The organism is Cellulomonas aerilata, assembly GCF_007991755.1.
GTDB lineage: Bacteria > Actinomycetota > Actinomycetes > Actinomycetales > Cellulomonadaceae > Pengzhenrongella > Pengzhenrongella aerilata.
The window spans coordinates 1-24,172 of sequence record NZ_BJYY01000020.1; the positions used below are offsets into that span (position 1 = coordinate 1).

Sequence of the window (24,172 nt, forward strand, 5' to 3'; positions counted from 1 at the left end):
GGGCGGCCCACCGGACCAGCGACCGGGACTCGACCGACCAGATCCCGTCCGCCTCGACCACCGCAAGCATCCGCGCCTGCACCACCCGCAGCCGGCTCGTCGCGGCTGCGATCCCCGCGGCCACCACCGCCGCCTCACGACCGTCCACCCCGCCGTCCGACCGGGCCACGGCGACCGCAGCATCGGCCACCGCCTCCAGCGCCGTCAGCAGCTCCGCGACCTCCGGCCGCACCGTCGACAGGTCCGTGCCGGTGGCACGCGCCGGGGTGATGCCTGGCTCGTCCGGCTCGTGGTCGTCCATGGCGCTCACCCCTCCCCGGCGTCTGCACCGAATCGGCTTGTTGCTTCCTATTCTAGGGTGGCCTACTGACATTCCTGGCGGGTCACCATAGATTGTGGACGAGCCGTCCCCGCGTCGGCCTGTGGACGCCTTGACGTCCATTGAAGGGCCCCGAGCTGAGCACCTTTTTCACCATGCGAGTGCGTTCATGAGCAGGGGGACCTGCTGGGTCGGCTCGTGTCGGGCCGTCTCCTCTTCCGGCGGCCAAGGCTTTCGACCAGAGCCGACGCCGAGTTGACGTCCGCAGACGTCTCCGGACGCGCCCCGCTGACGCGAGGAGTCACCTCGCAGCCCGGGCCCGGCCAGCCCCCGCCGACCCCTCCGGTACCGTCAGCCCACCGTGAGCCCCGCATCCGACACCTCTCCCGAGCGCCTCGGCTCACCGCCCGCCCGGACCGCACGCACACGGCTGCTCGTCGTCGCGCTGCTCGCCCTCGCGCCTGTGGTCGCCGTGGCCGCCCTCGCGGCCGTCGGCGAGCTGGCCGTCGGCCCGACCGGACCGGCAGCGCTCTCGGACCCGGGGCTGCTCACCCGCTGGGGGCTGCCGGTGCTGCGCGCGCTGCACGACGCGGCCGCCACCATGACCATCGGCCTGCTCGCGATCGCCGTCGTGGCCCTGCCCCGGACGACCGAGCGGGACCGCGACCTGCTTGGTCCGCACCAGGTCCGCGCGGTGCGGCTGGCCGCCCGCTGGGCTGCCGGGTGGGCCGGGCTCGCGGTCGGCGTGCTGCTGCTGACGTACTCCGACGTCGTCGGCGTGGGGCTGGGGGAGCCGGGCGCGCTCGACCGGCTGGGGACGTTCCTCGTGGACGTCGAGGTCGGGCGCCTGCTGGCCGGCACGGTCGTCCTGGTGGCGGCCGTGCTCGTCGGGGCGCAGAGTGCGCGCCGGGTGTCGACCCTCGCGGTCCTCGCCCTGGTGTCGCTCGGCGCGCTGCTGCCACCCGCGCTCGGCGGCCACTCCGCGGGCGCAGCCAGCCACGACGCGGCCGTCAACACGCTCGTCCTGCACCTGACGGGGGTGACCGCCTGGGTCGGCGGTCTCGCCGGGCTGGCGCTGCTGCGCCGCCACCTCGGACCGCACATCGCCGCCAGCGCCCGGCGCTTCTCGACGCTGGCCGGCTGGTGCTTCCTGGCGGTCGCCGCCTCCGGGGTCGCCGGGGCGCTGTACCGCGTCGGCCACTGGCCGTCCCCGACGACCGCCTACGGCGCCCTGACGACCGCCAAGGTGGTCGCGCTGGTGGTCCTGGGGGTGCTCGGCCGCCAGCATCGCCGCCGCGTGCTGCCCGCGCTGGAGCGCTCGCCGGCCTCCCGGGCGCTGTTCGCGAGGCTCGCCGTCGGCGAGCTCGCGATCATGGCGGTCGCCCTCGGCCTCGGTGTCGCCCTGGGCCGTACCCCGCCCGTCTGACGCACCGGCCGGGCGGCGCGCCGTCCGACGCCACGTGGACGGGACCGGCCCCGGCGACGACCGGCGCGCGGCAGGGTGGACCCATGGCGGACAGAGCCCCCAGGACCGAGACCGACACCGCGACCGGCAGCGACCCCGCCACCGGCACCGGGACCGACCACGCGACCGGCACCGGCACCGGCACCGCGACCGGCACCACCACCCCGACCCGCACCGAGACCGACTCAGACTCCGGCACCGAGACCCCGCCGACCCCCGCCCGCCTGCGCGACCTGCTCGCGTACCTCTCCGGGCACCGCCGCGTGCTCTCGCTCGTCCTCGTGGTGTCGGTGCTCTCGGCGGGGCTGAGCCTGGCCCAGCCGGTGGTGGTCAACCGGGTGATCACCGCCGTCGGGCGGGGCGAGCCGTACGGCGGCGGGGTCGGGGTCCTCGTGGCGCTGGTCGTCGGCGCCGGGGTGCTCGGCGCGCTGCAGCAGTACGGCCTCGAGCGCACCGCGGAGGGGGTCGTCCTGGACGCGCGGCGTCGGCTGATCCGACGCCTGCTGCGCCTGCCGGTCGCCGAGTACGACACCCGACGCACGGGGGACCTGGTCTCCCGGGTGGGGTCGGACACCACGATGCTGCGCTCGGTGCTCACCGGCGGGCTGCTCGACGCGGTCGGTGGCACGCTCGTGTTCGCGGGGTCCGTCGTGGCGATGGCGCTGCTCGACCCGTTGCTCCTGGGCATGACGGTCGGGGTCATCACGGTCGCCGTCGTCAGCGTTGTGGTGGCCAGCGCCCGCATCCAGGTGCTGACCCGGCAGTCGCAGGACGCCGTCGGCCGCGTCGCCGCGGGCGTGGAGCGTGCCCTGTCGGCGGTCCGGACGGTGCGGGCGGCCAACGCCACGGAACGGGAGAGCGCGCGGCTGGAGGCGGACGCGCGGTCCGCCTACGACCTGGGCGTCCGCATCGCCCGGCTCGGGGCGATCCTGTGGCCGGTCAGCGGACTGGCCATCCAGGGTGCCTTCCTCGCGGTGCTCGGGGTCGGCGGCTACCGGGTCGCCACGGGTGCCCTGACGGTCGCGGACCTGGTGAGCTTCATCCTCTTCCTGTTCCTCATGCTCACCCCGCTGGGCCAGGCGTTCGGCGCGATCGCCTCCGTGCGCTCCGCACTGGGGGCCCTCGCCCGGATCCAGGAGATCCTCGACCTCGCGCCGGAGTCCGACGACGACGGCGCCACGCCGCACCTCGCCGCCCCGGCGGCGCCGGTCGACGGCGGCCCGACCGCCCCGGCGCGGCACCCGCTGCTCGCGTTCGATGGCGTGTCCTTCGCGTACCGCCCCGGGGAGCCGGTGCTGAGCGGCGTGACGCTCGCCGTCGAGGCGGGCGGGACCACCGCGGTCGTCGGACCGTCCGGGGCCGGCAAGTCCACCCTGCTGGCCCTGGCCGAGCGGTTCTACGACCCGGACGACGGCGTCGTCCGCCTCGACGGGCACGACCTGCGGACCCTGCCGCGCGCCGCGCTGCGGGGCCAGATCGGGTACGTCGAGCAGGACGCCCCGGTGCTGGCCGGCACGCTCCGCGACAACCTGCTGCTGGCCGCCCCGGCCGCCGACGACGACGCCTGCCGTCGCGTCCTCGACTCCGTCAACCTGCTCGAGCGGGTCGACCGGCACCCGGCTGGCCTCGACGCGGAGGTCGGGGACGGCGGCGTCGGGCTCTCCGGCGGCGAGCGGCAGCGGCTCGCGATCGCCCGGGTGCTGCTGGCGGGGGCCCCGCTGCTCCTGCTGGACGAGCCGACCGCGAGCCTGGACGGACGCAACGAGCAGGCCATGCAGCACGCGCTCCACGCCGCCGCCCGGGGTCGTACGGTGCTCATCGTCGCCCATCGGCTGGCGACGGTCGTGCGGGCGGACCGGATCGTCGTCCTGGACGCCGGGCGCGTCGTCGGCGTCGGCACGCACGAGGACCTGCTGACCACCAGCCCGCTCTACCGCGAGCTCGCGTCGCACCAGCTGCTGGTGTGACGCCGACCCGGACGGGCTCACCGGTGCAGCGTTCGAATCGATTCGATGTCAGACTTCACCCGTGCAGACCACCGACCCCACCGCGGCCTCGGCCGGCCTGTCCACCCGCCGGTCCTCCGAGCCCGCCGACCTGCCGGACGGCGTGCCCGCGGACGTGCCGGACGACCGGGCCGGCGACCTCCCGGCCGCTGACGTCCGCGCCGACGTCCGGCCTGCGGAGGCCCGGGCCGCCGCCCGGCCCGACGTGCCGGCCGACGGCCCGGCGTCCGTGACGACCCCCGCGACTCCCGAGCCCGCCGTCACCGCCGGGCACCGACGCCACCGCGGCCTGGTGGTCCTGCTGGGTGCGCTGGCGTTCCTGCCGGCGGCGACCACCGACATGTACCTGCCGTCCCTGCCGGAGGTCGCCCGCGACCTGTCCACGACCAGCGCCGCGGCACAGCTGACGATCAGCTGCGTCCTCATCGGCGGTGCGCTCAGCCAGCTCGTGGTCGGTCCGCTGTCCGACCGCTACGGCCGCCGCCGCCCGGCGGTGCTCGGCATGGCCGCGTACGTCGTCGTCGCGCTGCTGTGCGTGGTCGCCGCCACGATCGGCCAGCTCGTCGCGCTGCGCGTGCTCCAGGGCGTGGTGGGTGCCGCCGCGTCGGTCGTGGCGATGGCGGTCATCGGCGACCGGTTCCGGGGCGCGGAGGCGGCACGGCTGATGTCGCGCCTGTGGATCGCCATCGCCGTCGCGCCGATCCTGGCGCCGCTCGTGGGCAGCGCCGTGGCGGACCGCTGGGGCTGGCGGGCGGTGTTCGTGGCGCTCGCGGTCCTCGGCGCGCTGCTCGGGCTGGCGGTCGCGCGTGCGCTGCCGGAGACCCTTCCCGCCGACCGGCGCACCGCCCGCGGGCTCGGGGCGTCGGTGCGCGGCTACGGGCGGCTGCTGCGCGACCGGGAGTTCGTCGCGCTGGCGGTGCTGCCCGGCCTCGGCCTCGCCGTGATCATGAGCTACGTGACGGGCTCGCCCTTCGTGCTCCAGGGCGAGTACGGGCTGACCGCACGCGACTTCGCGCTCGTGTTCGGGCTCGGTGCCACGTCGATGATGGTCGGCTCGCAGCTCAACGCCTCGCTGGTGCGCCGGGTGGGCCCGGTGCGCCTGCTGCGCGCCGGGCTGCCGGCGACCGTGGTGTCGACGGGTGCCCTCGTCGCCGTGGCGGCGACCCACGCCGGCGGCGTCGTGGGCCTCATCGTCCCGCTGTGGGTGACCGTCGCCCTGCTGGCGTCGATCATCTCCAACGCGTCGGCGCTCGCGCTGTCCCGGCACCCGGAGCGGTCCGGGACGGCGTCCGCCGTGATCGGCTCGCTGCAGGGTGCGCTCGGCGGCGCGGTCAGCCCGCTGGTCGGGCTGCTCGGCGGGACGGGCGTCGTCGTCCGCGGCGCGGGCGGCCGCGATCAGCCCAGCGTGACCTCCGCGGAGACCGCACCGGCGGTGTCCAGCGTGAAGGACGCCGACGTGGCGCCGGCGGTCACCCGGTAGTCGCCGAGGAACCCGCGCACCGGGACCCGGCCCTCGTCGTCGGTGCGGACCGTGGTCGGCGCGAGCCACCACTCGCCCTTGACCAGCCCGTGCAGCGCGTCGTACGACGGCTTGGGGGTGCCGTCGGCCCGGACGAACCCGACCGGCGCACCGAGCCACGCGCCCTCGTCCGACAGGCCCCAGTAGGTGATGGCCTGCACCGACGGGTGCGAGACGAGCGTGCGGTAGTGCCGGACCATCTCCTCGGCCTGCCGCGCCTCACCCTCGGGCGTCGAGGGCCAGGACGGGATCTGGTAGTCGTTGAGGTCCTTGATCTCCGGCGGCATCAGGTGGCCGGACAGCAGGGTGCTCTCGGTGAGGTGGATCGGCAGGCCGTAGCGGGAGAACCGCTCGAGCACGCGCAGGGTCTTCTCCTCGCCCCAGTAGCCCTGGTGCATGTGGCTCTGCAGACCGAGCGCGTCGACCTGGATGCCGGCCTCGAGCACGCCCTCGATCAGGCACTCGTACGCCGTCGACATGTCGAAGTCGTTGAGCAGCAGCGTCGCGTCCGGGTTGGCCGCGCGGGCCTCCTCGAAGGCCATCCGGATCGTCGCGATGCGCCCCTTCTCCAGGCACAGGCGGGTGATCCCGTTCATCCGCTCCTCGTTGGTGAAGACCGGCATGATGACGACCTCGTTGATGGCGTCCCAGGTGTCCACGACGCCGGCGAAGTCGGTGACCTCGCGACGGATGCGGTCGCGCTGGGCCGCCTCGACCTCGTCGGTCGGCAGGTCGCGCAGCCAGTCCGCGGTCACCGTGTGCCACACCAGCGGGTGACCCTTGACCTGCACGCCGTTCTCGACCAGCCACTGCGCGGTGCGCAGCACGCGCGCGGTGTCCGGCTTGCCGCGGACGGGCTCGAACCCGCCCCAGTAGAACGGCAGGGTCGCGGTGTTGAACAGGTCGAAGTAGAGCTTCGACAGCGTCTCGCCGAGCTCGGGCCCGGCGCCGCCGAACGGGCTGTCCGGGGTCGCCTCGACCTCGCCGTTGGCGTAGCCGATGAAGTCGAAGCCGATGTTCCCGAACGCGATCGCGTGCCGGGTCTGCTCGACGACGACCTCCGCGCCCGCCAGCGGGCTGCCGTCGGCGCCGCGCACGACGAGGGTCGCGTCGGCGGTGCGGTGGGCCATGGTGGGGTCGGGGGACGGTGAACGGTAGGTCGGGGTCATGGGTCTCTCCTCGTCGTCGAAGAACTGGGGTCGAGCTGGTCCGGGGTCGGGCTGGTGCAGCGTCGGGCTGGTCCGGGCCGGTCCCTCGGGAGGGTCAGGCGAGCACGCGGGCGAGGAACTCCAGCGCCTCGGCGTCGTCCTGGACGGCGCCGGCCTCGTGGCCGTTGAACGGCCACACCCGGATCTCCTTGGCGGCCGGGTAGACGTTGTGCGCGGCGAACACGGTCGACGGCGGGACGACGTCGTCCATCAGCGCCGCCGAGAAGCGGGCCGGTGCGGTGCCCCGGCGGGCGAACGCGGTGCCGTCGATGTAGGACAGCGTCCGCAGCACCGCGTCGACCTTCTCCCGGTGCGTGGCCAGGTAGTCGGCGACCTCGCGGAACGGGTACGCGTCGGTGATCGTCACGGCCCGGGCGATGTCGCACAGGAACGGGACGTAGGCGACGACGGCGGCGAGGTCCGGGACGAGCCCGCCGACGGCGAGCGCCATCGCGCCGCCCTGGCTGCCGCCGAGCACCGCGACCCGCTCGGGGTCCACGCCCGGCAGGAGGCGCGCCGCGTCGACCGCCCGGACCGCGTCGGTGAACAGGCGCCGGTAGTAGTAGGTCTGCGGGTCCTCGATGCCGCGGGTCATGACGCCCGGGATCTGCGGGCCCGCGCCGCCGCTGTCGGGGGTGTCGCCACGGCTCCAGCCCGACCCCTGGCCGCGGGTGTCCATCTGCAGGTGCGCGTACCCGGCCGACGCCCACACGAGGTTCTCCAGGTGGTGGCCCCGACCGCCGCCGTAGCCGACGTACTGGACGACGACGGGCAGCGGTCCGGTGACGCCGGCCGGACGGCGGTACCACGCGCGGACCGGCTCGCCGCCGTACCCCGGGAAGGTGACGTCGTGGACCTCGAGGGTCGTCAGGGGGCTGGGGACCCTGACCAGCTGCGGGGGAGTGTCGTGCGTGCGGGCCTCGGCCACGGTCCGGGACCAGAACTCGTCGAAGTCCTCCGGTTCGCTCACCGCGGAGCGGTGCTCCCGCAGCCGGTCCTCGGGCATGTCGACGAACATCGGTCCTCCAGCGGTGGGACGAGGGACGACGTCGGACGACGTCGTTCAGGTGCAGGGCGAGCGCCGGCCGGGTGCCGGCCAGGACGAGCGTGGGCTACAGCGCCCGGGCGGACCCGCGCTCGACGAGGTCGGTGGGCAGCCGCACGTGCGTGTCGCGGTCACCGCTGCCGTCCATGAGGTGGACGAGCAGGTCCACGGCGGCCGCCCCCATCTGCTGGATCGGCTGGTGGATGGTCGTCAGCGGCGGGGTCGTGAGGGCGGACTCGGGGATGTTGTCGAACCCGACCAGGGACACGTCGTCGGGGATGGTCAGCCCCAGGGCCGCGGCCGCGTCCATCACGCCGAGCGCCGACAGGTCGTTCGCGGCGAAGAGCGCGGTGGGCCGGTCGGGCCGGGTGAGCAGCTCGCGCGCCGGCTCCACGGTGCTGGCGCGCCGGTACCCGCCCACCCGCATGAGGTCGGGGTCGACGGCGACACCGGCCTCGGCCAGGGCCGAGCGGTAGCCGTCCTCGCGCTGGCGCGAGGACTCCAGGTCGGGGCGGCCGCCGAGGAAGCCGATGCGCCGGTGCCCCAGGCCGAGCAGGTACCGGGTCGCGGTGGAGGCGCCGGCGAAGTTGTCCGAGTCCACGGTGGGCATGCCCGCCGGCCCCGCGTGCGGGTCGATGGCCACGACCGGCACGGACCCGCCCGGCTCGACGACCGTCGGGGTCACCAGGATGGCGCCGTCGATCAGGGTCCCGCTGAGCCGGGACAGGTACCTGCGCTCCCAGCCGACGCTCGTCCCGGCCCGCCCGCCGCCGGAGTAGGCGAGCAGCTCGTAGCCCGTGTCGGTGATGGCCTGCGAGGTCCCCTTGAGGATCTCGGTGCTGAACGGCTCGAACTCCGCCACGAGGATCCCGATGACGTTCGTCCGGTGGCTGCGCAGGCTCCTTGCGACGAGACTCGACTCGTACCCGAGATCGTCGATCACCTGCTGCACCCGCTCCGAGGTGCTCACCGCGACGCCGTAGCGTCCGTTGATCACCTTGGACACGGTGGCGACCGAGACGCCCGCCTCCCGCGCGACGTCGTTGATCGTCACACGGTGAGGTCCGGTGGTCGTCGTCCAGCGCTGGAGGTCGGTCACGTGGCGATGGTACCGCTACGAAAACGTTATCGAAAACGTTTGACACTCCCAGATCGAGCATGTGATGCTCTTCGAGACTTGCCCGTCAACGACGACTAAGGACACTGACTATGGCGCGGAACCGCGTTCTCTCGGCCGTGGCGCTGACCGCGGGTGTGGCCATGCTGGCCGCCTGTGGCGGCGGCGGCAGCGACACCGCAGCGGAGGGCTCCGACAGCGGGGACAACACCATCACCTGGTGGCACAACTCGAACAGCGACCCCGGCAAGGGCGTCTACGAGCAGGTGGCCAAGGACTTCGAGGCCGAGAACCCCGGCGTGACGATCGAGATCAGCGCCCTCGCGCACGAGGACATGCTGACCCGGCTCGACGCCGCCTTCCAGACCGGCGACACGCCGGACGTCTACATGGAGCGTGGCGGCGGCGAGCTCGCCGCTCACGTCGAGGCCGGCCTGACCAAGGACATCACCGAGGACTCCGCCGAGGCGATCGAGAAGATCGGCGGCTCCGTCGCCGGGTGGCAGGTGGACGACAAGACGTACGCGCTGCCGTTCTCCGTCGGCGTCGTCGGCTTCTGGTACAACACCGAGCTCTTCACGCAGGCCGGGATCACCGAGGCCCCGACCACGATGGACGAGCTGTACGCCGCGATCGAGAAGCTGAAGGCCGCCGGCATCCAGCCGATCTCCGTCGGCGCGGGCGACAAGTGGCCCGCCGCGCACTACTGGTACTACTTCGCCCAGCGTGAGTGCAGCGAGGACGCCATGAGTGCCGCCACGACCGACGGCGACCTCTCCGACGAGTGCTTCGTGCGGGCCGGCGAGGACCTCGAGGAGCTCATCGCCGCCGAGCCGTTCAACGAGGGCTTCCTGGCCACGCCGGCGCAGACCGGCCCGACCAGCGCGTCCGGCCTGCTGGCGACCGAGCAGGTCGCGATGGAGCTCGCCGGTCACTGGGAGCCCGGCGTGATGCAGGGGCTCACCGAGGACAAGCAGGGCCTGGGCGAGAAGACGGGCTGGTTCCCGTTCCCGGCCGTCGAGGGTGGCGAGGGTGACCCCGAGTCCGCCATGGGTGGCGGCGACGCGTGGGCCGTCTCGGCCGAGGCGCCGGACGCCGCGACCGACTTTGCGAACTACCTGCTCAGCGACGAGGTCCAGACCACGTTCGCCGAGAACAGCATGGGCCTGCCGACGAACCCGGCCGCGACCGGCTCCGTCGCCGACCCGGCGCTGGCCGACCTCCTCACGTACCGCGACGAGGAGGCGAGCAGTGTCCAGCTGTACCTGGACACGTACTTCGGCGAGAACGTCGGTGGCGCCATGAACGACGCCATCGCCCTGATGTTCGCCGGCGAGGCGAGCCCGCAGGACATCGTCGACGCGACCCAGACCGCTCTCGACAACGAGTGATGACATGGCGGACGACCTGACGGCGCGTTCGACCAGCACCGGGGCCGTCGCTGCCACCCCTCGCGACGCACGCGCCGCCGACCTGGCTCCGGCCAGGTCGGCGGCGGGTGCCGTGGGGGGACAGCGGCGTCGCCGCCGATCGGTCTCCAGCAACGCGCGCAAGCGCCTGGAGATCGCCTTCTTCGTCGCGCCGGCTCTTGCGCTGTTCGTCCTCTTCGTCGTGGTCCCGGTCGTCCAGGCCGTGCGGTACTCCACCTACAAGTGGAACGGTCTGGGCCCGATGGACGACTTCGTCGGGCTGGACAACTACACGCAGGCGCTCCGCGACACCGTGTTCACCGACGCGGTGATGCACAACCTGATCATCATCGTGCTGTCGATCATCATCCAGCTGCCGCTCGGGCTGGCCATCGCCCTGCTCCTGAACCGGGAGATCTGGGGGCGCACGGCGCTGCGGGTCATCATCTTCGTCCCGTACGTGCTGGCCGAGGTCGTCGCCGGCGTCGTCTGGCTCATGCTGCTCCAGCCCAACGGCGTCATCGACGCGATGTTCGACGCCGTCGGTCTGGGTGGCCTCACCCAGCTCTGGCTCGGTGACCCCGACGTGGCGCTGGGCACGGTCATGGTCGTGCTCACGTGGAAGTACCTGGGTCTGGCGATCATCCTTTTCCTCGCGGGCCTCCAGGGTGTCTCCGCGGACCTGTACGAGGCGGCGCAGCTCGACGGCGCCTCCTGGTGGCAGGTGCAGCGCCGGATCACCATCCCGCTGCTCGGCCCGACCATCCGCACCTGGGGCTTCCTGTCGATCATCGGCGCGCTCCAGCTGTTCGACATGGTCTGGATCCTCACCGGTGGCGGTCCGGCCAACTCGACGATGACGATGGCCACGTACCTCATCAACCAGGGCACGAACCGGAGCCTCTACGGCTACGCCTCCGCGGTCGCCGTGATCCTCTTCGTCATCTCGCTCATCATCGCGGCGCTGTACCAGTACCTGGTGCTCCGTCGCGACAACCCGCAAGCCCCCAAGCCGAGGAAGGCGAAGGCATGAGCGCTCCCACGTTCACCCCGGCGACGGGCCGTCCGGCGCTCCTCGAGGACCCGCCGCCCCGCCGCGGCAAGGGCTTCAGCGGCGGCAACGTCGCGATCTACGCGATCGCCCTGATCGTCGTGGTCGCCACCCTCGGGCCCGTCATCTACGCGATCCTCGGTGGCTTCCGGTCCAACCCCCAGCTGGCCGCGGACCCCGTCGGCCTGCCGGACCCGTGGATCATCACCAACTACGTCAACGTGCTCACGTCGCCGGAGTTCTGGCGCTACGCCCTCAACTCCACGGTCGTCGCCCTCATCACCACGGCGCTGGTGGCGGTCTTCGGCGTGATGGCGGCGTACCCGCTGGCGCGCTACGACTTCAAGGGTCGCGGCCTGCTGACCACGGTCTTCACCCTCGGGCTGCTCTTCCCGCTGACGGTCGCGATCATCCCGCTGTTCCTGATGATCCGGGACCTGAACCTCACCAACAGCTTCTGGGGCGTCGCGCTGCCGCAGGCGGCGTTCTCGCTGCCGATGACGATCGTCATCCTGCGGCCGTTCCTCATGGCCCTGCCGAAGGAGCTGGAGGAGGCGGCCCAGCTCGACGGGACGTCGCGGATCGGCTTCTTCTGGCGGATCCTGCTGCCGCTGTCGGGGCCCGCGATGGTGACGGTCGGCGTGCTCGCGTTCGTGGCGTCGTGGAACTCCTACCTGCTGCCGCTGCTGATCCTCAACGACCCGGCGGCGCAGACCTTGCCGCTCGGTGTCGCCGGGTTCTCCAGCGAGCACGCGCAGGACACCGCAGGCGTCCTGGCGTTCACGTCGCTGGCGATGATCCCGGCGCTGATCTTCTTCCTCGCGATGGAGAAGCGGATCGTCAACGGCCTCCAGGGTGCCGTCAAGGGCTGACCCGCCCGCTCTGCACTGCCCAGCCCGGCGGCCGGCGCGCACCCCGCGCCCGGCCGCCGTGCTGTTGGGGCCCGCGCACGTCCGGCGCGCCCCGTGGCGCCTCTGCCCGTCCACGCTCAGCCTGTCCACGTTCTGCCCGTCCACGCTCTGCCCGTCCACGTTCTGCCCGTCCAAGGAGACGACCTGTGACTGCCCCAGCCATCCCCGGGGTGACGCGCCCTGCCCGCTCGGGCGAGTCGCTGCCTGCGATGCCGGAGGTGTCCGAGCGCGTGCGCGAGCTGCACGCCCGGATGACCCTCGACGAGAAGCTCGCCCAGATCGTCGGCTACTGGCTCGACCAGAACGGCCTCGTCGCCCCCATGCAGGGGGAGATGGCCGCCGGGCAGGGGTCCGGCAAGCTGGCCGAGATCACCGAGCACGGGCTGGGCCACTACACGCGGGTGTACGGCACGCGTCCCGTGGACCCGGTCGACCGGGCCGCGTGGCTGTGGGCCGAGCAGCGCCGGCTCAAGCGGGAGACCCGCCTGGGCATCCCGGCGCTCGTCCACGAGGAGTGCCTCACCGGACTGGCCGCCTGGAAGGCCGCCACGTTCCCGACGCCGCTCGCCTGGGGTGCGTCCTTCGACCCGGAGGTGGTCGAGGAGATGGCCGTCGCGATCGGTGAGTCGATGCGTGAGCTCGGCATCCACCAGGGGCTGGCCCCCGTCCTCGACGTCGTCCGCGACCCCCGGTGGGGCCGGGTCGACGAGTGCATCGCCGAGGACCCCTACGTGGTCGGCACCCTCGCGACCGCCTACGTGCGCGGGCTGCAGTCGACCGGCGTGCACGCGACGCTCAAGCACTTCGTCGGGTACTCCGGCTCGCGCTCGGGGCGCAACCACGCCCCGGTGTCCGCCGGGCCGCGTGAGATCGCCGACGTCTTCCTCCCGCCGTTCGAGATGGCGGTGGTCGAGGGGGGCGTCCGGTCGGTCATGAACTCCTACACCGACGTGGACGGCATCCCCATGGCGTCCAGCACCGAGTACCTCACCGAGCTGCTCCGCGAGAGGTGGGGCTTCGACGGCGTCGTCGTGGCCGACTACTTCGCGGTCGCGTTCCTCGAGGTGATGCACGGCGTCGCCCGCGACCGGGCGGAGGCGGCCGAGCTGGCGCTGACCGCCGGGATCGACGTCGAGCTGCCGGTCGGCGACGCGTACCTGGAGCCGCTGGCCGAGGCCGTCCGCACCGGCCGGGTGTCCGAGGGTCTGGTGGACCGCGCGGTCCTGCGCGCCCTCAAGCAGAAGGAGGAGCTCGGGCTGCTGGAGCCGGGCGCCTTCGAGGACGAGCCGCCGGCACACGTCGACCTGGACACCCCGCGCCACCGCGACATCGCCCGTCGTCTCGCGGAGGAGTCGGTCGTGCTCCTGTCCAACGACGGCCTGCTCCCGCTGCGGCTCACGGACCCCGCTGCGCGCGTCGCCGTCATCGGCCCGAACGCGCACCGGTCCGAGGCGCTGATGGGCTGCTACTCCTTCGCGAACCACGTCCTCGCCCACCACCCCGAGTTCCCCATCGCCGTCGAGATGCCCACGGTGCTGGAGGCGCTCGGCCGGGAGAGCCTGGGCGGCGCCGACCCGGCGTCCGGGCCCGAGCTGGTGTACGCCCAGGGCTGCGAGGTCGAGGGCGACACCTCGGGCTTCGCCGAGGCGGTCGCCGCCGCCGAGGGCGCGGACGTCGCCGTCGTGGTCGTCGGCGACCAGGCCGGGCTGTTCGGCCGCGGGACGGTCGGCGAGGGCAACGACACGCTGTCCCTGGACCTGCCGGGGGTGCAGCGCCAGCTGGTCGAGGCGGTCGTCGCGACCGGGACGCCGGTCGTCATGGTCGTCCTCACCGGACGCCCCTACGCCATCGAGTGGGCCCTGGACGGCGACGCCCGCCCGAGCGCCGTCCTGCAGGCCTTCTTCCCGGGTGAGGAGGGCGGCACCGCGATCGCCGGGGTGCTCTCCGGGCGGGTCAACCCGTCGGGTCGCCTCCCCGTGTCCCTGCCGCGCGACGCCGGCGCCCAGCCGTACACCTACCTGCACCCGATCCTGGGTGGCCCCTCCGAGGTGACCTCGACGGACTCCACCCCGACGCGGCCGTTCGGCTTCGGGCTGTCGTACACCGAGTTCGCGTACGGCGACCTGGAGGTCGACCCCGAGGTCAGCGCCGGCTCCTCCTTCACCGCGACGGTGACCGTCACCAACGCCGGCGGGGTCCGCGGCGCCGACGTCGTTCAGCTCTACGGGCGCGACGTGCACGGGTCCGTGGCGCGGCCGGTCGTGCAGCTGCTCGGCTACGCCCGGGTCACGCTGGAGCCGGGGGAGTCCGCGACGGTCACGTTCACGGTGCCGACGCAGCGGTTCGCCTTCTCCGACCGGTCCATGACGCGAGTCGTGGAGCCGGGCGACGCGCAGGTGTGGGTCGGCTCGCACGCCTCCGCCTCGCGGGTCGAGGTGGCCGAGGAGGCGACGAACGGGGCGATCCGCAACGAGCGCGCCGCCGCGGAGCGCGCGATCCCGGGCACCGCGACGAGCCGTGCGCTCGTCACGGTCACGGGCCCGCTGCACCGGGTCGCCCTGAGCGACCCCCGCCGGGTGACCGTGCAGGTCGCCCGCACCTGACGTGACGGGTCCGGCCCGGCCGGGGACGGCCGGGCCTGGACCCTGCGCGCCGAGCCGGGCGCGGCCGCCGAGCGCGTCGAGCCCGACCTGGCCGCCGCACCCGGCCGAGCCGGGCGCGCCGGCCCGGGGCCCGTCAGGTCGGCTCGTCGTCCGTCCGGAACCCGATCGCCTTGTGGCTGCCGTCGCAGTACGGCTTGATGCCGGACGCGCCGCACCGGCACAGCGCCACGGTGCTGCGCCGCCGGGGCGCCGGCTCGCCGGACGCCAGCAGGATCTCCACGTCGCCGCGCACGAGCAGCGGACCATGCGGGCAGGCGGTGACGCTCGCCCACCCCGCCGGTCGGGTGGAGGTCGTCGGCAGGTCGTCCGGGGCCATGCCCGTCAGTCAACCCGCCCGCGTGCCCGGGCGCTCACCGAGGCGCCGCGCCGGTCCGCACGAACGGGCCCGAGCGCTCCGGCGAGCGCGCGCGCCGCGCAGCGCCGACGATGGACGGGGAGTCGGTGCCCCGTGGCACCGTGTCCCGCCGAACCGGACGCGCGCGCCGGGACGCGTCCGCGAGCACAGCCAGGAGGAGACCGCATGCGACCGCCCGCCCCCCGAGGACCCGTGAGCGTCGCCCTGCTCGAGGCGCTGCAGGGTGCCCCGGCACCGGTGCCCGGTGTGCAGGCCGCGGTCGACGGCGCTCTGGCCGCCACCACCGACGTGCTCGCCGACGAGGACCTGCAGCTGTCCCTGTCCGTGCTCTACGAGCTCCACTACCGCGGCGTCGACGGCGTGGACGAGTCCTGGGAGTGGCAGCCGGACCTGCTGCGCGTGCGCGGCGACGTCGAGCGCGCGTTCGAGGCGGCCCTGCGCGACGTGGTGCCCGTCCCGGCGAGCCAGGCGCGCACCGCCGCGGAGGTCGCGCAGGCCCTCTTCGACCTGACCGCGGCCGACACCGGCCCGAGCGTCTCGACGTACCTGGCCAAGCACGCGACCGACGAGCAGGCCCACGAGTTCGTCGTGCAGCGCTCGATCTACCACCTCAAGGAGTCCGACCCGCACAGCTGGGCGCTCCCGCGCCTGTCCGGACGGCCCAAGTCCGCGCTGATCGAGATTCAGGCGGACGAGTACGGCGGTGGGCGGCCCGGCCACATCCACTCCGAGCTGTTCGCCGGGACGATGCGTGCCCTGGGCCTGGACGACGCCTACGGCGCGTACCTGGACCGGGTGCCCGCGCTGACGCTCGCGTCGGCGAACGTCCTGAGCTTGTTCGGGCTGCACCGGCGGCTGCGCGGCGCGATCGTCGGGCACCTGGCGGCGTTCGAGATGACGTCGTCCCTGCCGTGCCGCCGCTACGCCAACGGCTTCCGCCGGCTCGGGTACGGCACCGACGTCACCTTCTACTACGACGAGCACGTCGAGGCCGACGCGGTGCACGAGCAGATCGCCGGCCGTGACCTGGCCGGCGCGCTGGCCGAGCTCGAGCCGGCCGTGCGCGACGACGTGCTGTGGGGCGCGGCCATCTACCTCGCGGTGGACGGCCGCGCGGGGGCGGAAATGCTGGCGGCCTGGCAGGACGGACGAACCTCCCTGCGCAGCCCCGACCCGGTGGGAGCGGCCGGCCGCTGACCGGCCGGCCGCTCCCGGGCTGCGTGCCGCGGGGTCAGCGTGCGGACGGGAGCGCCACGCGCGACACCGTGAACGGCGGCGTGGGCGGGACGCCGGCGTTGCGGGCACCGAACTGGCTGTTCACCACGAGCAGCGAGCGGCCCACCCGTGCGGCCGTCGTCGGGTCGTCGAACGACGCGTCCGGCGTCCGGCCCAGGACCTCGCCCGAACCGAGGTCCCGGTCGAGGTCGACCGTGACGACGTAGCCGAGGTCGCCCTGCCGCTCGATCGCGTACAGCGTGCTGCGGCCCACCAGGACCAGCCCGTCGCCACCGACCGGCTCGCCGCCGAGGTCGATCGCCGTGACGGCCCGGTCGTCCAGCGACACCCGGAACAGCGCCCGGGCGTTGGACTGCGCCAGGACGAGCGTCCGCCCGTCCGGGGAGGCCGCGATGCCGCCGACGTTGAAGCCGGTGCCGTACTGCACCGGCGTCCCGGCGAACGACAGGAACACCGGCAGGTCCGCCACCCCGTCGGTCCGCCGTTCGTCGGCGTCGATGCGGTACAGCACCGGGCGGCGGGAGTCGGTCACGTAGACGTCCCCGCCCCGGGTGACGACCAGGTCGTTGAGGAACGTGGGGTTGGCCGGGTCGGTCGGGTTCGCCACCGTCCAGGAGCCCGTCAGGTCGCCCGTGCGGGTGTCGTACGCGAAGACCCGCCCGGTCGCCCCGCCGGCGACGAACAGCGTCCGCCCGTCCACCTTCATCCCTACCGCCGACGTGCGTCCGTCCTCGCCGGGCAGCAGGAACGGGGTGGCGACCGGCTCGCGGACGTCCCCGCGGTACACGGTGCCGTCCGTGGTGCTGCCGACGTAGAACGTGTTCCCGCGGGCCGCGACGCCCTCGGGGAAGATGTTCGGGTTCGCGACCCCGGCGGGGTCGAGGACGTAGCTCGTGGGCAGGTGCGCGTCGCGGTCGCGCGTCGCCCGGTCGTCGGCCGCGACGGCGGCGGTCGGGCTCACCAGGAGCAGGGCGGTCACGGCGACGAGCGCCCGGAGGGCTCGGGGAGTGCGCATGGTGGTTCCTCTCACGGGGCGGGGATGCGGGACACGGTGAACGGCAGCGTCGGCGGGCGGCCGGCGTTGCGCGCGTCGAACTGGCTGTTGACGACCAGGAGCGACCGGCCGACGGAGGCCGCCGTCGTGGGGAACGCGAACGACGGGTCCGCCGTCCGGCTGACGACGGTGCCTGCGGTCAGGTCGCGCTCGAGGTCGACCCGGACCACAGCGGGATCGGCCGAGCGGTTGTCGACGACGTACAGCGTCCGGCCACGCAGCACGAGCCCGTCGCCCGGCACGTCCTGCCCGTCCAGGTCCACCGGGGTGACGCTGCGGTCCCGGATGCCGACCCGGAACAGCGTCCCGGTGTTCGACTGCGCGAGGACGAGGTACCGGTCGTCCGGGGAGACGGCGATGCCGTTGACGTTGAACCCCTCGACGTACGTCAGGGCCGTGCCCGTGAAGCGCACGAACGGCGGCAGCGTCTGCACGCCGTCGGTCCGCCGGTCGCGGGCGTCGATGCGGTAGAGCACCGGACGCAGGGAGTCGGTCACGTACACGTCGCCGCTGCGGTCGACCACGAGGTCGTTGAGGAAGGTCGGGGACCCGGCGGGGTCGGTGACGGTCCACCGCCCGGTCAGCTCACCGCTGCGGACGTCGTAGGCGAAGACCTGCCCGGTCGACCCGCCGGCGACGAACAGGGTCCGGCCGTCGACCTTCATCCCGATCGCGGACGTGCGCCCCTCCGGGTTCCCGGGCAGCAGGAACGGCGTCGCGGTCCCCTCGCGCACGTCACCGCGGTAGATCGTCCCGTCGGTGGTGCTGCCGACGAAGAAGGTGTCCCCGCGCACCGCGATGCCCTCGGGGAAGACGTCGGGGTCGGCCTGCCCCGCCGGGTCGAGCACGTAGCTGGTCGGCAGGCCCCGGTCCCGGTCGCGGGTGGCACGGTCGTCGTCGTGCGCGACGGCGGCGCCCGGGGCGAGCAGGAGCAGGGCCGTCGTCGCGACGACGAGCGCCCGGGCGGATAGCGGAGTGCGCATAGGTGGTCCCTCCATCGACGGGCGTCGTCCACCCACGCTGGTCGGCGACACCGGGTCGTGGTCCGTTGGCCCCACCGACGATAGACACGCACGACATATCCGGCCAGGCCGGGCAAAACGGGCACGGCGAGCCGCGCCGCCGCGCCGGAGGCGGCCGTACATTGGACTCGTTCCAGACTGGGTGCTTGGATGGGGCCGTGCCCGTGACTCCCGCCGACCTGCTGCGCCGCACGGGGCTGCGCGCGACCGGGACCCGGCTCGCGGTCTACGGCGTGCTGGACGACGCCCGCGGCGAGGGCCGGCACCTCACCGCCGCCGACGTCGCCGCCGGCGCCCGACGGCGGACGGACGGCATCTCGACCCAGGCCGTCTACGACTGCCTCGAGGCGCTGATCCGCGCCGGCCTGGTGCGGCAGATCGAGCCCGCCGGACGCCCCGCGCTCTACGAGACCCGGGTCGGTGACAACCACCACCACCTGGTGTGCCGCGAGTGCGGGACCACCGTGGACGTCGACTGCACCCACGGGTCGGCGCCCTGCCTCGCGCCCGGCGACGACCACGGCTTCGTGGTCGACGAGGCCGAGGTGGTGTTCTGGGGCCGGTGCGCCGCGTGCGCCGCCCGCGGAGCCGTCGCCGGACCGACCGGCCCGCGGCCGCCCCGAGGCCCGCGAGGCGCCGTCGTCCCCGACGGCGCAGCGCCCGCTCTCTTTGCCCCCGATGCCCCCGGCGCCGAGCCCCCTGCCCTCCCCACCGCCGTGCCCGCCACCGTGCCCGCCGCCGTGGCGGCGCGCCCGCACAGCCACCACTGACCCCCCGGCGGTGACGACCCGACAGGGGAGTCACCACCACGAACGCGCGCCTGCGCACCACCGAGGAGACCCATGACCGACGTCGCATCCCAGCCGTCCGCCCCCGACGACGACCGTCCCGTCCTGACCAACCGTCAGGGCCACCCGGTCTACGACAACCAGAACTCCCGCACGGTGGGCGCGCGCGGCCCGGCGACGCTCGAGAACTACCAGTTCCTCGAGAAGATCAGCCACTTCGACCGCGAGCGCGTCCCGGAGCGCGTCGTGCACGCGCGCGGCACCACGGCGTTCGGGTACTTCGAGGCGTACGGGTCGCTGGGCGACGAGCCGATCGCCCGCTACACGCGCGCCAGGCTGTTCCAGGAGCCCGGCAAGCGCACCGACGTCGCCGTGCGCTTCTCCACCGTCGCCGGTGGCAAGGACTCCTCGGAGTCCGCGCGCGACCCCCGTGGGTTCGCGGTGAAGATGTACACCGAGGACGGCAACTGGGACCTCGTCGGCAACAACATGGGCGTGTTCTTCATCCGCGACGCGATCAAGTTCCCCGACTTCATCCACTCCCAGAAGCCCGACCCGGTCACCTTCGAGGCCAACGTCGCCAACCGCGCCTTCGACTTCTTCAGCCAGACGCCCGAGGCCATGCACATGGTCACGCTCGTCTTCTCGCCCCGTGGCACCCCGGCGTCGTACCGGACCATGCAGGGCTTCGGGGTCAACACCTACAAGTGGCTCAACGCCCAGGGCGAGAGCGTGCTGGTCAAGTACCACTGGCTGCCCAAGCAGGGCGTGAGGTCCTGGACCGCGGCCGACGCCGCCGCCGTGCAGGCACGCACCCTCGGCCACCACACCAAGGACCTGTACGACGCGATCGAGGGCGGCGACTTCCCCGAGTGGGAGCTCAACGTCCAGATCATGAGCGACGACGAGCACCCCGAGCTCGACTTCGACCCGCTGGACGACACCAAGGTGTGGCCGGAGGTGCAGTTCCCGCTGCGTCCGGTCGGCCGGATGGTCCTGGACCGCAACGTCACCGACAACTTCGCCGAGAACGAGCAGATCGCGTTCGGGACCGGCGTGCTGGTCGACGGGCTGGACTTCTCCGACGACAAGATGCTGGTCGGCCGGACGTTCTCCTACTCCGACACCCAGCGTCACCGCGTGGGCCCGAACTACCTGCAGGTGCCGGTGAACCGGCCGCAGGCCCCGGTGCACACCAACCAGCAGGGCGGCCAGATGTCGATGGGGCGTGACGTCGTCGGTGCCAACCCGCACGTGAACTACGAGCCGTCGATCACCGGCGGCCTGCGTGAGGCGACCTACCCCACGCACGACGAGCAGGGCCCGGAGATCACCGGCCGGCTGACCCGCAAGCGGATCCCACGCACGAACGACTACGCGCAGGCCGGCGAGCGCTACCTGCTGTCGGAGCAGTGGGAGAAGGACGACCTCGTCCTCAACCTGGTCTCGGCGCTGCAGCAGTGCGACCGGCCGATCGCCGAGCGCATGGTGTGGCACTTCCTCATGTGCGAGGACGAGCTGGGGCTGCGCGTCGGCGAGGGCCTGGGCATCTCGCCCGACGACGTCCGGCACCTGCCGCCGCTGCAGAGCCAGACGCTGTCGGAGGACGAGCTCGTCCGGCTGTCGAACCTCGGCAAGAACGGCCCGCGCGACGTGACCGGCCTCGTCATGACGCACTGCGTCCCGAACGAGCACGAGGTGGTCGCGGGCGTCTGACGCCCGCTGCACCGACCGCGGCCGCGGTGGTCGTCCCTCAGGACGACCACCGCGGCCGCCGTCGTGCGGGGCGCTCGCCCTCAGAGCCGCCGGGCGCGCAGCACGACGTCCTCCACGTGGTGCGCGCCGCCGCCCCCGGACACCGACCGGGGCCGGCGCTCGTGCACGTCGACCTGCCAGCCCGCACGCAGGGTGGCCGCGACGTCGTCGGGCAGCACGTACAGGGACGGGTCGAAGCCGCCGGTCCCGGCATGGTCGGGATCGTGGTCGGGATCGTGCTCGTCGCCGTGCTCGTGCTCGGCGCCGTGGTGCCGGTCGAGCGCGTGGTGGACGACGAGGAGCGTCCCGCCGGGGGCGACGAGCTCGCTGAGGGTGCGCTCGGCGACGGCGTCCGGCGTGCGGCGCAGGACGGCGTACTGCGCCGACACCAGGTCGAACCCGCCGGGGGGCAGCCCGGACTCCACCAGCCCGCTGTGCAGCCAGGTCACCTGCACGCCCGCCTCACGGGCGTGCTGCTCGGCTCGGTCGAGCGCGACCCGCGACACGTCGAGCGCGGTCACGTGCCACCCGCGGCGCGCCATCCACACGGCGTCGGCGCCCTCACCGCAGCCGACGTCCAGGACCCGGCCGGGCTCCAGCCCCGCGGTCTCGGCGACGAGGGCGCCGTTGGGGTCGCCGCTCCAGACCTGCTCCGTGGCGCCGTAGCGCTCGTCCCACGCGGCGGCGTCCGGGGTGCGGTCGGGGAGGCTCACACCGCGCACTCGCAGACGAGGTTCCACTCGACGACCTGCTCGCCCTCCTCCGGCCGCGCCCACGCCTGGGCCTCGGCCCGGGACGCGAACCGGCGCCCGACCAGCCGCCCGGTGGGGAGCAGCACACCGACCTCGATGTGCTCGCGGGGGTCGTCGTCGTCCACGCCGGCGGTCGGGGCGCCCGGGATGGTCGTGCTCATGGCTGCGGACCTCCTGCTGCGGACCGTGGGGTCGGTGGTGCGGCTCCTCCACGGTGCACCGGGCGGGCTCGTCGCGCCAGTCCTGCCCCTGGCAGCCCGCCGCCCGGCCGGTGTCTCAGGACGCGGGGCGCTCACCCCACATTTCGCCGACGGGCTCGACGGAGGTGAGGTCCTCGACGACGACCGCGGGCTCGTCGACCACGTCGGCGGGCACGTCCATGCAGGAGACGAAGGTGGCGGACTCACCGGGGGACAGGCGCGGCACCTCGTAGGGCGGGGTTTCGGTGACCGCGGCGCACGACCACTCGTCGTAGAGCCACTCGTCCGTGCTGCCGGCGTAGGACACCAGCAGGTCGTCGCCGACCGTCCCGAGGCTGCTGCCGGTGTAGGTCACGGTCACGACCGCCTCGACGTACCGGCCCTCGGCGGGCGGGTTCTGCGGGTCGGCGGACAGGTCGTCGTCGGCGTCCAGCCGGATCTCGTCGACGACGACCGAGTAGTCACCGACCTGGCCGGTCTCGCCGGTGCGCAGCGCGACCATGGGCAGGTCGATGTCGGTGGTCGAGCTCGCCCAGTCGTCCACCGCCGCGCCGAGGCCGGTGCCGGCCACCAGGGACACCGCACCGCCGACCACGGCGGCGAGCGAGGAGGCGGTCAGGCCGGCCGCCGCCCAGCCGCTGCCCCGGCGGTCGCGGGTGGGCGTGGGCCACAGGCCCAGCAGCCCCGCCACCACGCCCAGCAGGCCGACCAGCACCGACACCGGGCCCTCACCGAGGGAGGCCAGCACGACGGCGGTGATCGCCAGCGCGACCGCGGCCGCGGTGCACGCCACCCGCCGGACCAGCGCACCGCCGTGCCCACCCAGCGCAGGCGGTGGCCAGGCTCCGTCCGCCCACGGGCCACCCGGGCCGGCCCACGGGGCACCGGCGCCGGTCCCCGAGGCAACGGGGCCGCCCCACGGCGGGTCCGGGAACGCGGACGTGGGCGGTGCGGGCGACGGCCCGTGGGTCGGCGTCGCCACGGTGCGGGTGGCCGTGTGCACGGCCGCGTGCGGGGCCGGGAACGGCGCGGCGGCGTGCGGTGCGGGCCGTGCCCACCCGGGGACGTCCGCTCGCTCGTAGGGCGGGGCGTACGGTGCCGGGTCCGGTCCGTGCCGCCCCGCCTCCGGCCCAGGGACGGCGTACGGGTCGGGCGGGCTCATGGCGTCGGGCTCCGTGGGGTCGAGGGCGGTCGCCGGACCACTGTGGCGTCCACGGTCGCGCCGGGTTGCGGCCACGGGCCCGCGTCACCCGATCGCCGCGGGTGATCTCCGCGCCCTCGGGCGCAGGCGCCCGAGCGGGACTCAGGCGCTCGGCTCGGTCCCCACCCGCTCAGCCCCGACCCGCTCAGCCCCGGCCCGCTCGGCCCCGGCGCGCTCCGGCCCGACCTGCTCCGCCGTGACGCGCTGGGTGGCGATGACGTAGTGCGGCCAGTACCGGGCACGGGACGGGAGCAGCGGCAGCACGCGGCGGGACACCTGCTGTGCGGCCCCGAAAGCGAACCGGTCCCGGCGCCGCTGGTCGAGCCCGTACGCGGCCCGCAGCGCGGGCGGCAGCACGCCCGCCGCGAGCAGTGCCGGCAGGCCCCGGGCCGGTGCCGGCAGGATCGGGGGGTCCGGCGCGAGGATCTGGTCCGCGAGCCGGGCGGCTGCGTCACCCACGGCCAGCACGCCGTCGACCTGCGCGTCCACGTACCGCGCCAGGTCGGCGTAGTCCGCCGGCAGCACGCGGGCGGGGATGCCGAACAGCGGGGCGACCTGCGTCATGTCGCGGTAGTACGCCTCGCGCTCGGGCGGCCGCACCGGCCGGACGAAACCGTCGACGACCTGCACCGAGGTCCACACCAGGGTGGCGAAGACCCACAGGGCGAGGTCCGGGTCGGCGGCGGAGTACGGCGTCCCCGCCGGGTGGCCTCCGGTCGCGACCGGCAGGGTGCCGCGGACCGGCCGGTGCCGGTGGGCGACGTGCCGGGCGGCGCCGCGGACCTGAGCGGTGTCGCCGAAGGTGACGGTCATGACGGCGTCGAGCGTGCCCTGCAGCCGGCGCAGCGGGTCGGCGGCGAAGTCGCTGTGCGCGGCGACGCCGGCGGCCACGAGGGGGTGCGCGACCTGCAGCAGCAGGGCGGCCGGACCCCCGACGAGCACGACCCGCTCGCGGGCGAGACGCCACGCCGCCGAGCCGGGGCCGAAGGTGCCGGGGTCACCGGCCCGCCCCGGCTCGGGCGCGGGCGGGAAGAACGTGCTCAGCGGCAGCATCCGCCCGTCCTTCCCGCCTGGACCCGAGCCGGCCGCGAGTCGT

The 24,172-nt window shown here is 74.1% G+C and carries 21 protein-coding genes; 10 read left to right on the forward strand and 11 right to left on the reverse strand.

The genetic code is table 11. The features are described from left to right. A partial coding sequence (locus CAE01nite_RS18270) for a hypothetical protein (RefSeq protein ID WP_186816635.1) occupies positions 1-301 on the reverse strand: 301 nt, incomplete at its 3' end. A gap of 379 nt (positions 302-680) precedes the next feature. Between CAE01nite_RS18270 and CAE01nite_RS15890 the strand changes: the two genes are divergently transcribed. The 3 genes from CAE01nite_RS15890 (at position 681) to CAE01nite_RS15900 (ending at position 5,270) form a co-directional block, all read left to right on the forward strand. Then, entirely contained in the window at positions 681-1,745 is a 1,065-nt protein-coding gene (locus CAE01nite_RS15890) for a CopD family protein (protein ID WP_146906515.1), read from the forward strand. An 83-nt stretch (positions 1,746-1,828) separates the two neighbouring features. Beyond that, the gene (locus CAE01nite_RS15895; RefSeq protein WP_146906516.1) at positions 1,829-3,751 is read left to right on the forward strand and encodes an ABC transporter ATP-binding protein; all 1,923 of its coding nucleotides are present in this window, start codon (positions 1,829-1,831) and stop codon (positions 3,749-3,751) included. Between the two features lie 61 nt (positions 3,752-3,812). After that, the gene (locus CAE01nite_RS15900) at positions 3,813-5,270 is read left to right on the forward strand and encodes a multidrug effflux MFS transporter (RefSeq protein WP_186816628.1); all 1,458 of its coding nucleotides are present in this window, start codon (positions 3,813-3,815) and stop codon (positions 5,268-5,270) included. Here the strand turns inward: CAE01nite_RS15900 and CAE01nite_RS15905 are convergent. The 3 genes from CAE01nite_RS15905 to CAE01nite_RS15915 all read right to left on the reverse strand — a co-directional run bounded on the left by CAE01nite_RS15905 (position 5,186) and on the right by CAE01nite_RS15915 (position 8,661). Next, positions 5,186-6,478: an endo-1,4-beta-xylanase gene (locus CAE01nite_RS15905; RefSeq protein ID WP_222595957.1), complete on the reverse strand. Its 1,293-nt coding sequence runs from the start codon at positions 6,476-6,478 to the stop codon at positions 5,186-5,188. The two genes, CAE01nite_RS15900 and CAE01nite_RS15905, sit on opposite strands and share 85 nt — an antisense overlap. Positions 6,479-6,572: 94 nt before the next feature. Next, positions 6,573-7,535, reverse strand: a complete 963-nt coding sequence (locus CAE01nite_RS15910) for an acetylxylan esterase (RefSeq protein WP_146906518.1) — start codon at positions 7,533-7,535, stop codon at positions 6,573-6,575. A 94-nt stretch (positions 7,536-7,629) separates the two neighbouring features. Then, positions 7,630-8,661 (reverse strand): LacI family DNA-binding transcriptional regulator, encoded by a 1,032-nt coding sequence (locus CAE01nite_RS15915; protein ID WP_246131273.1) that lies wholly within the window; start codon positions 8,659-8,661, stop codon positions 7,630-7,632. 110 nt (positions 8,662-8,771) lie between these two features. Between CAE01nite_RS15915 and CAE01nite_RS15920 the strand changes: the two genes are divergently transcribed. The 4 genes from CAE01nite_RS15920 (at position 8,772) to CAE01nite_RS15935 (ending at position 14,653) form a co-directional block, all read left to right on the forward strand. After that, positions 8,772-10,070: an ABC transporter substrate-binding protein gene (locus CAE01nite_RS15920; protein WP_146906519.1), complete on the forward strand. Its 1,299-nt coding sequence runs from the start codon at positions 8,772-8,774 to the stop codon at positions 10,068-10,070. Positions 10,071-10,074: 4 nt separating this feature from the next. Next, on the forward strand, positions 10,075-11,121 hold the full coding sequence (locus tag CAE01nite_RS15925) for a carbohydrate ABC transporter permease (protein ID WP_146906520.1): 1,047 nt from the start codon (positions 10,075-10,077) through the stop codon (positions 11,119-11,121). After that, entirely contained in the window at positions 11,118-12,011 is an 894-nt protein-coding gene (locus tag CAE01nite_RS15930) for a carbohydrate ABC transporter permease (RefSeq protein ID WP_146906521.1), read from the forward strand. Before CAE01nite_RS15925 ends, CAE01nite_RS15930 begins: the two co-directional genes overlap by 4 nt. 248 nt (positions 12,012-12,259) lie before the next feature. Next, the gene (locus CAE01nite_RS15935) at positions 12,260-14,653 is read left to right on the forward strand and encodes a beta-xylosidase/alpha-l-arabinosidase (RefSeq protein WP_146906559.1); all 2,394 of its coding nucleotides are present in this window, start codon (positions 12,260-12,262) and stop codon (positions 14,651-14,653) included. A 133-nt stretch (positions 14,654-14,786) separates the two neighbouring features. Here CAE01nite_RS15935 and CAE01nite_RS15940 read toward each other — a convergent pair whose 3' ends face one another. Further along, on the reverse strand, positions 14,787-15,029 hold the full coding sequence (locus CAE01nite_RS15940) for a CDGSH iron-sulfur domain-containing protein (protein WP_146906522.1): 243 nt from the start codon (positions 15,027-15,029) through the stop codon (positions 14,787-14,789). Between the two features lie 231 nt (positions 15,030-15,260). Between CAE01nite_RS15940 and CAE01nite_RS15945 the strand changes: the two genes are divergently transcribed. Next, positions 15,261-16,265, forward strand: coding sequence for an iron-containing redox enzyme family protein (locus CAE01nite_RS15945; protein WP_371862912.1), 1,005 nt, complete (start codon positions 15,261-15,263; stop codon positions 16,263-16,265). Positions 16,266-16,299: 34 nt separating this feature from the next. Here the strand turns inward: CAE01nite_RS15945 and CAE01nite_RS15950 are convergent, their stop codons facing one another. Both CAE01nite_RS15950 and CAE01nite_RS15955 read right to left on the reverse strand, forming a co-directional pair. Further along, entirely contained in the window at positions 16,300-17,319 is a 1,020-nt protein-coding gene (locus tag CAE01nite_RS15950) for an SMP-30/gluconolactonase/LRE family protein (protein ID WP_146906524.1), read from the reverse strand. A gap of 11 nt (positions 17,320-17,330) precedes the next feature. Further along, positions 17,331-18,341: an SMP-30/gluconolactonase/LRE family protein gene (locus CAE01nite_RS15955; RefSeq protein ID WP_186816629.1), complete on the reverse strand. Its 1,011-nt coding sequence runs from the start codon at positions 18,339-18,341 to the stop codon at positions 17,331-17,333. 197 nt (positions 18,342-18,538) lie between these two features. Between CAE01nite_RS15955 and CAE01nite_RS15960 the strand changes: the two genes are divergently transcribed. After that, positions 18,539-19,150, forward strand: a complete 612-nt coding sequence (locus tag CAE01nite_RS15960; RefSeq protein ID WP_307725008.1) for a Fur family transcriptional regulator — start codon at positions 18,539-18,541, stop codon at positions 19,148-19,150. A 72-nt stretch (positions 19,151-19,222) separates the two neighbouring features. After that, a complete protein-coding gene (locus tag CAE01nite_RS15965) occupies positions 19,223-20,884 on the forward strand; it encodes a catalase (protein WP_146906526.1) in 1,662 nt (553 codons plus the stop codon). An 80-nt stretch (positions 20,885-20,964) separates the two neighbouring features. Here CAE01nite_RS15965 and CAE01nite_RS15970 read toward each other — a convergent pair whose 3' ends face one another. From CAE01nite_RS15970 to CAE01nite_RS15985, 4 genes are all read right to left on the reverse strand, one after another. Continuing rightward, a complete protein-coding gene (locus CAE01nite_RS15970) occupies positions 20,965-21,636 on the reverse strand; it encodes a class I SAM-dependent methyltransferase (RefSeq protein ID WP_246131274.1) in 672 nt (223 codons plus the stop codon). Beyond that, a complete protein-coding gene (locus tag CAE01nite_RS15975) occupies positions 21,633-21,836 on the reverse strand; it encodes a hypothetical protein (RefSeq protein ID WP_146906528.1) in 204 nt (67 codons plus the stop codon). Before CAE01nite_RS15975 ends, CAE01nite_RS15970 begins: the two co-directional genes overlap by 4 nt. A gap of 115 nt (positions 21,837-21,951) precedes the next feature. Next, positions 21,952-23,037 carry a hypothetical protein gene (locus tag CAE01nite_RS15980; RefSeq protein WP_146906529.1) on the reverse strand — a complete coding sequence of 362 codons (1,086 nt, stop codon included), beginning with the start codon at positions 23,035-23,037 and terminating at the stop codon, positions 21,952-21,954. Between the two features lie 141 nt (positions 23,038-23,178). After that, entirely contained in the window at positions 23,179-24,129 is a 951-nt protein-coding gene (locus CAE01nite_RS15985) for an oxygenase MpaB family protein (RefSeq protein WP_146906530.1), read from the reverse strand. Positions 24,130-24,172 lie beyond the last annotated feature (43 nt).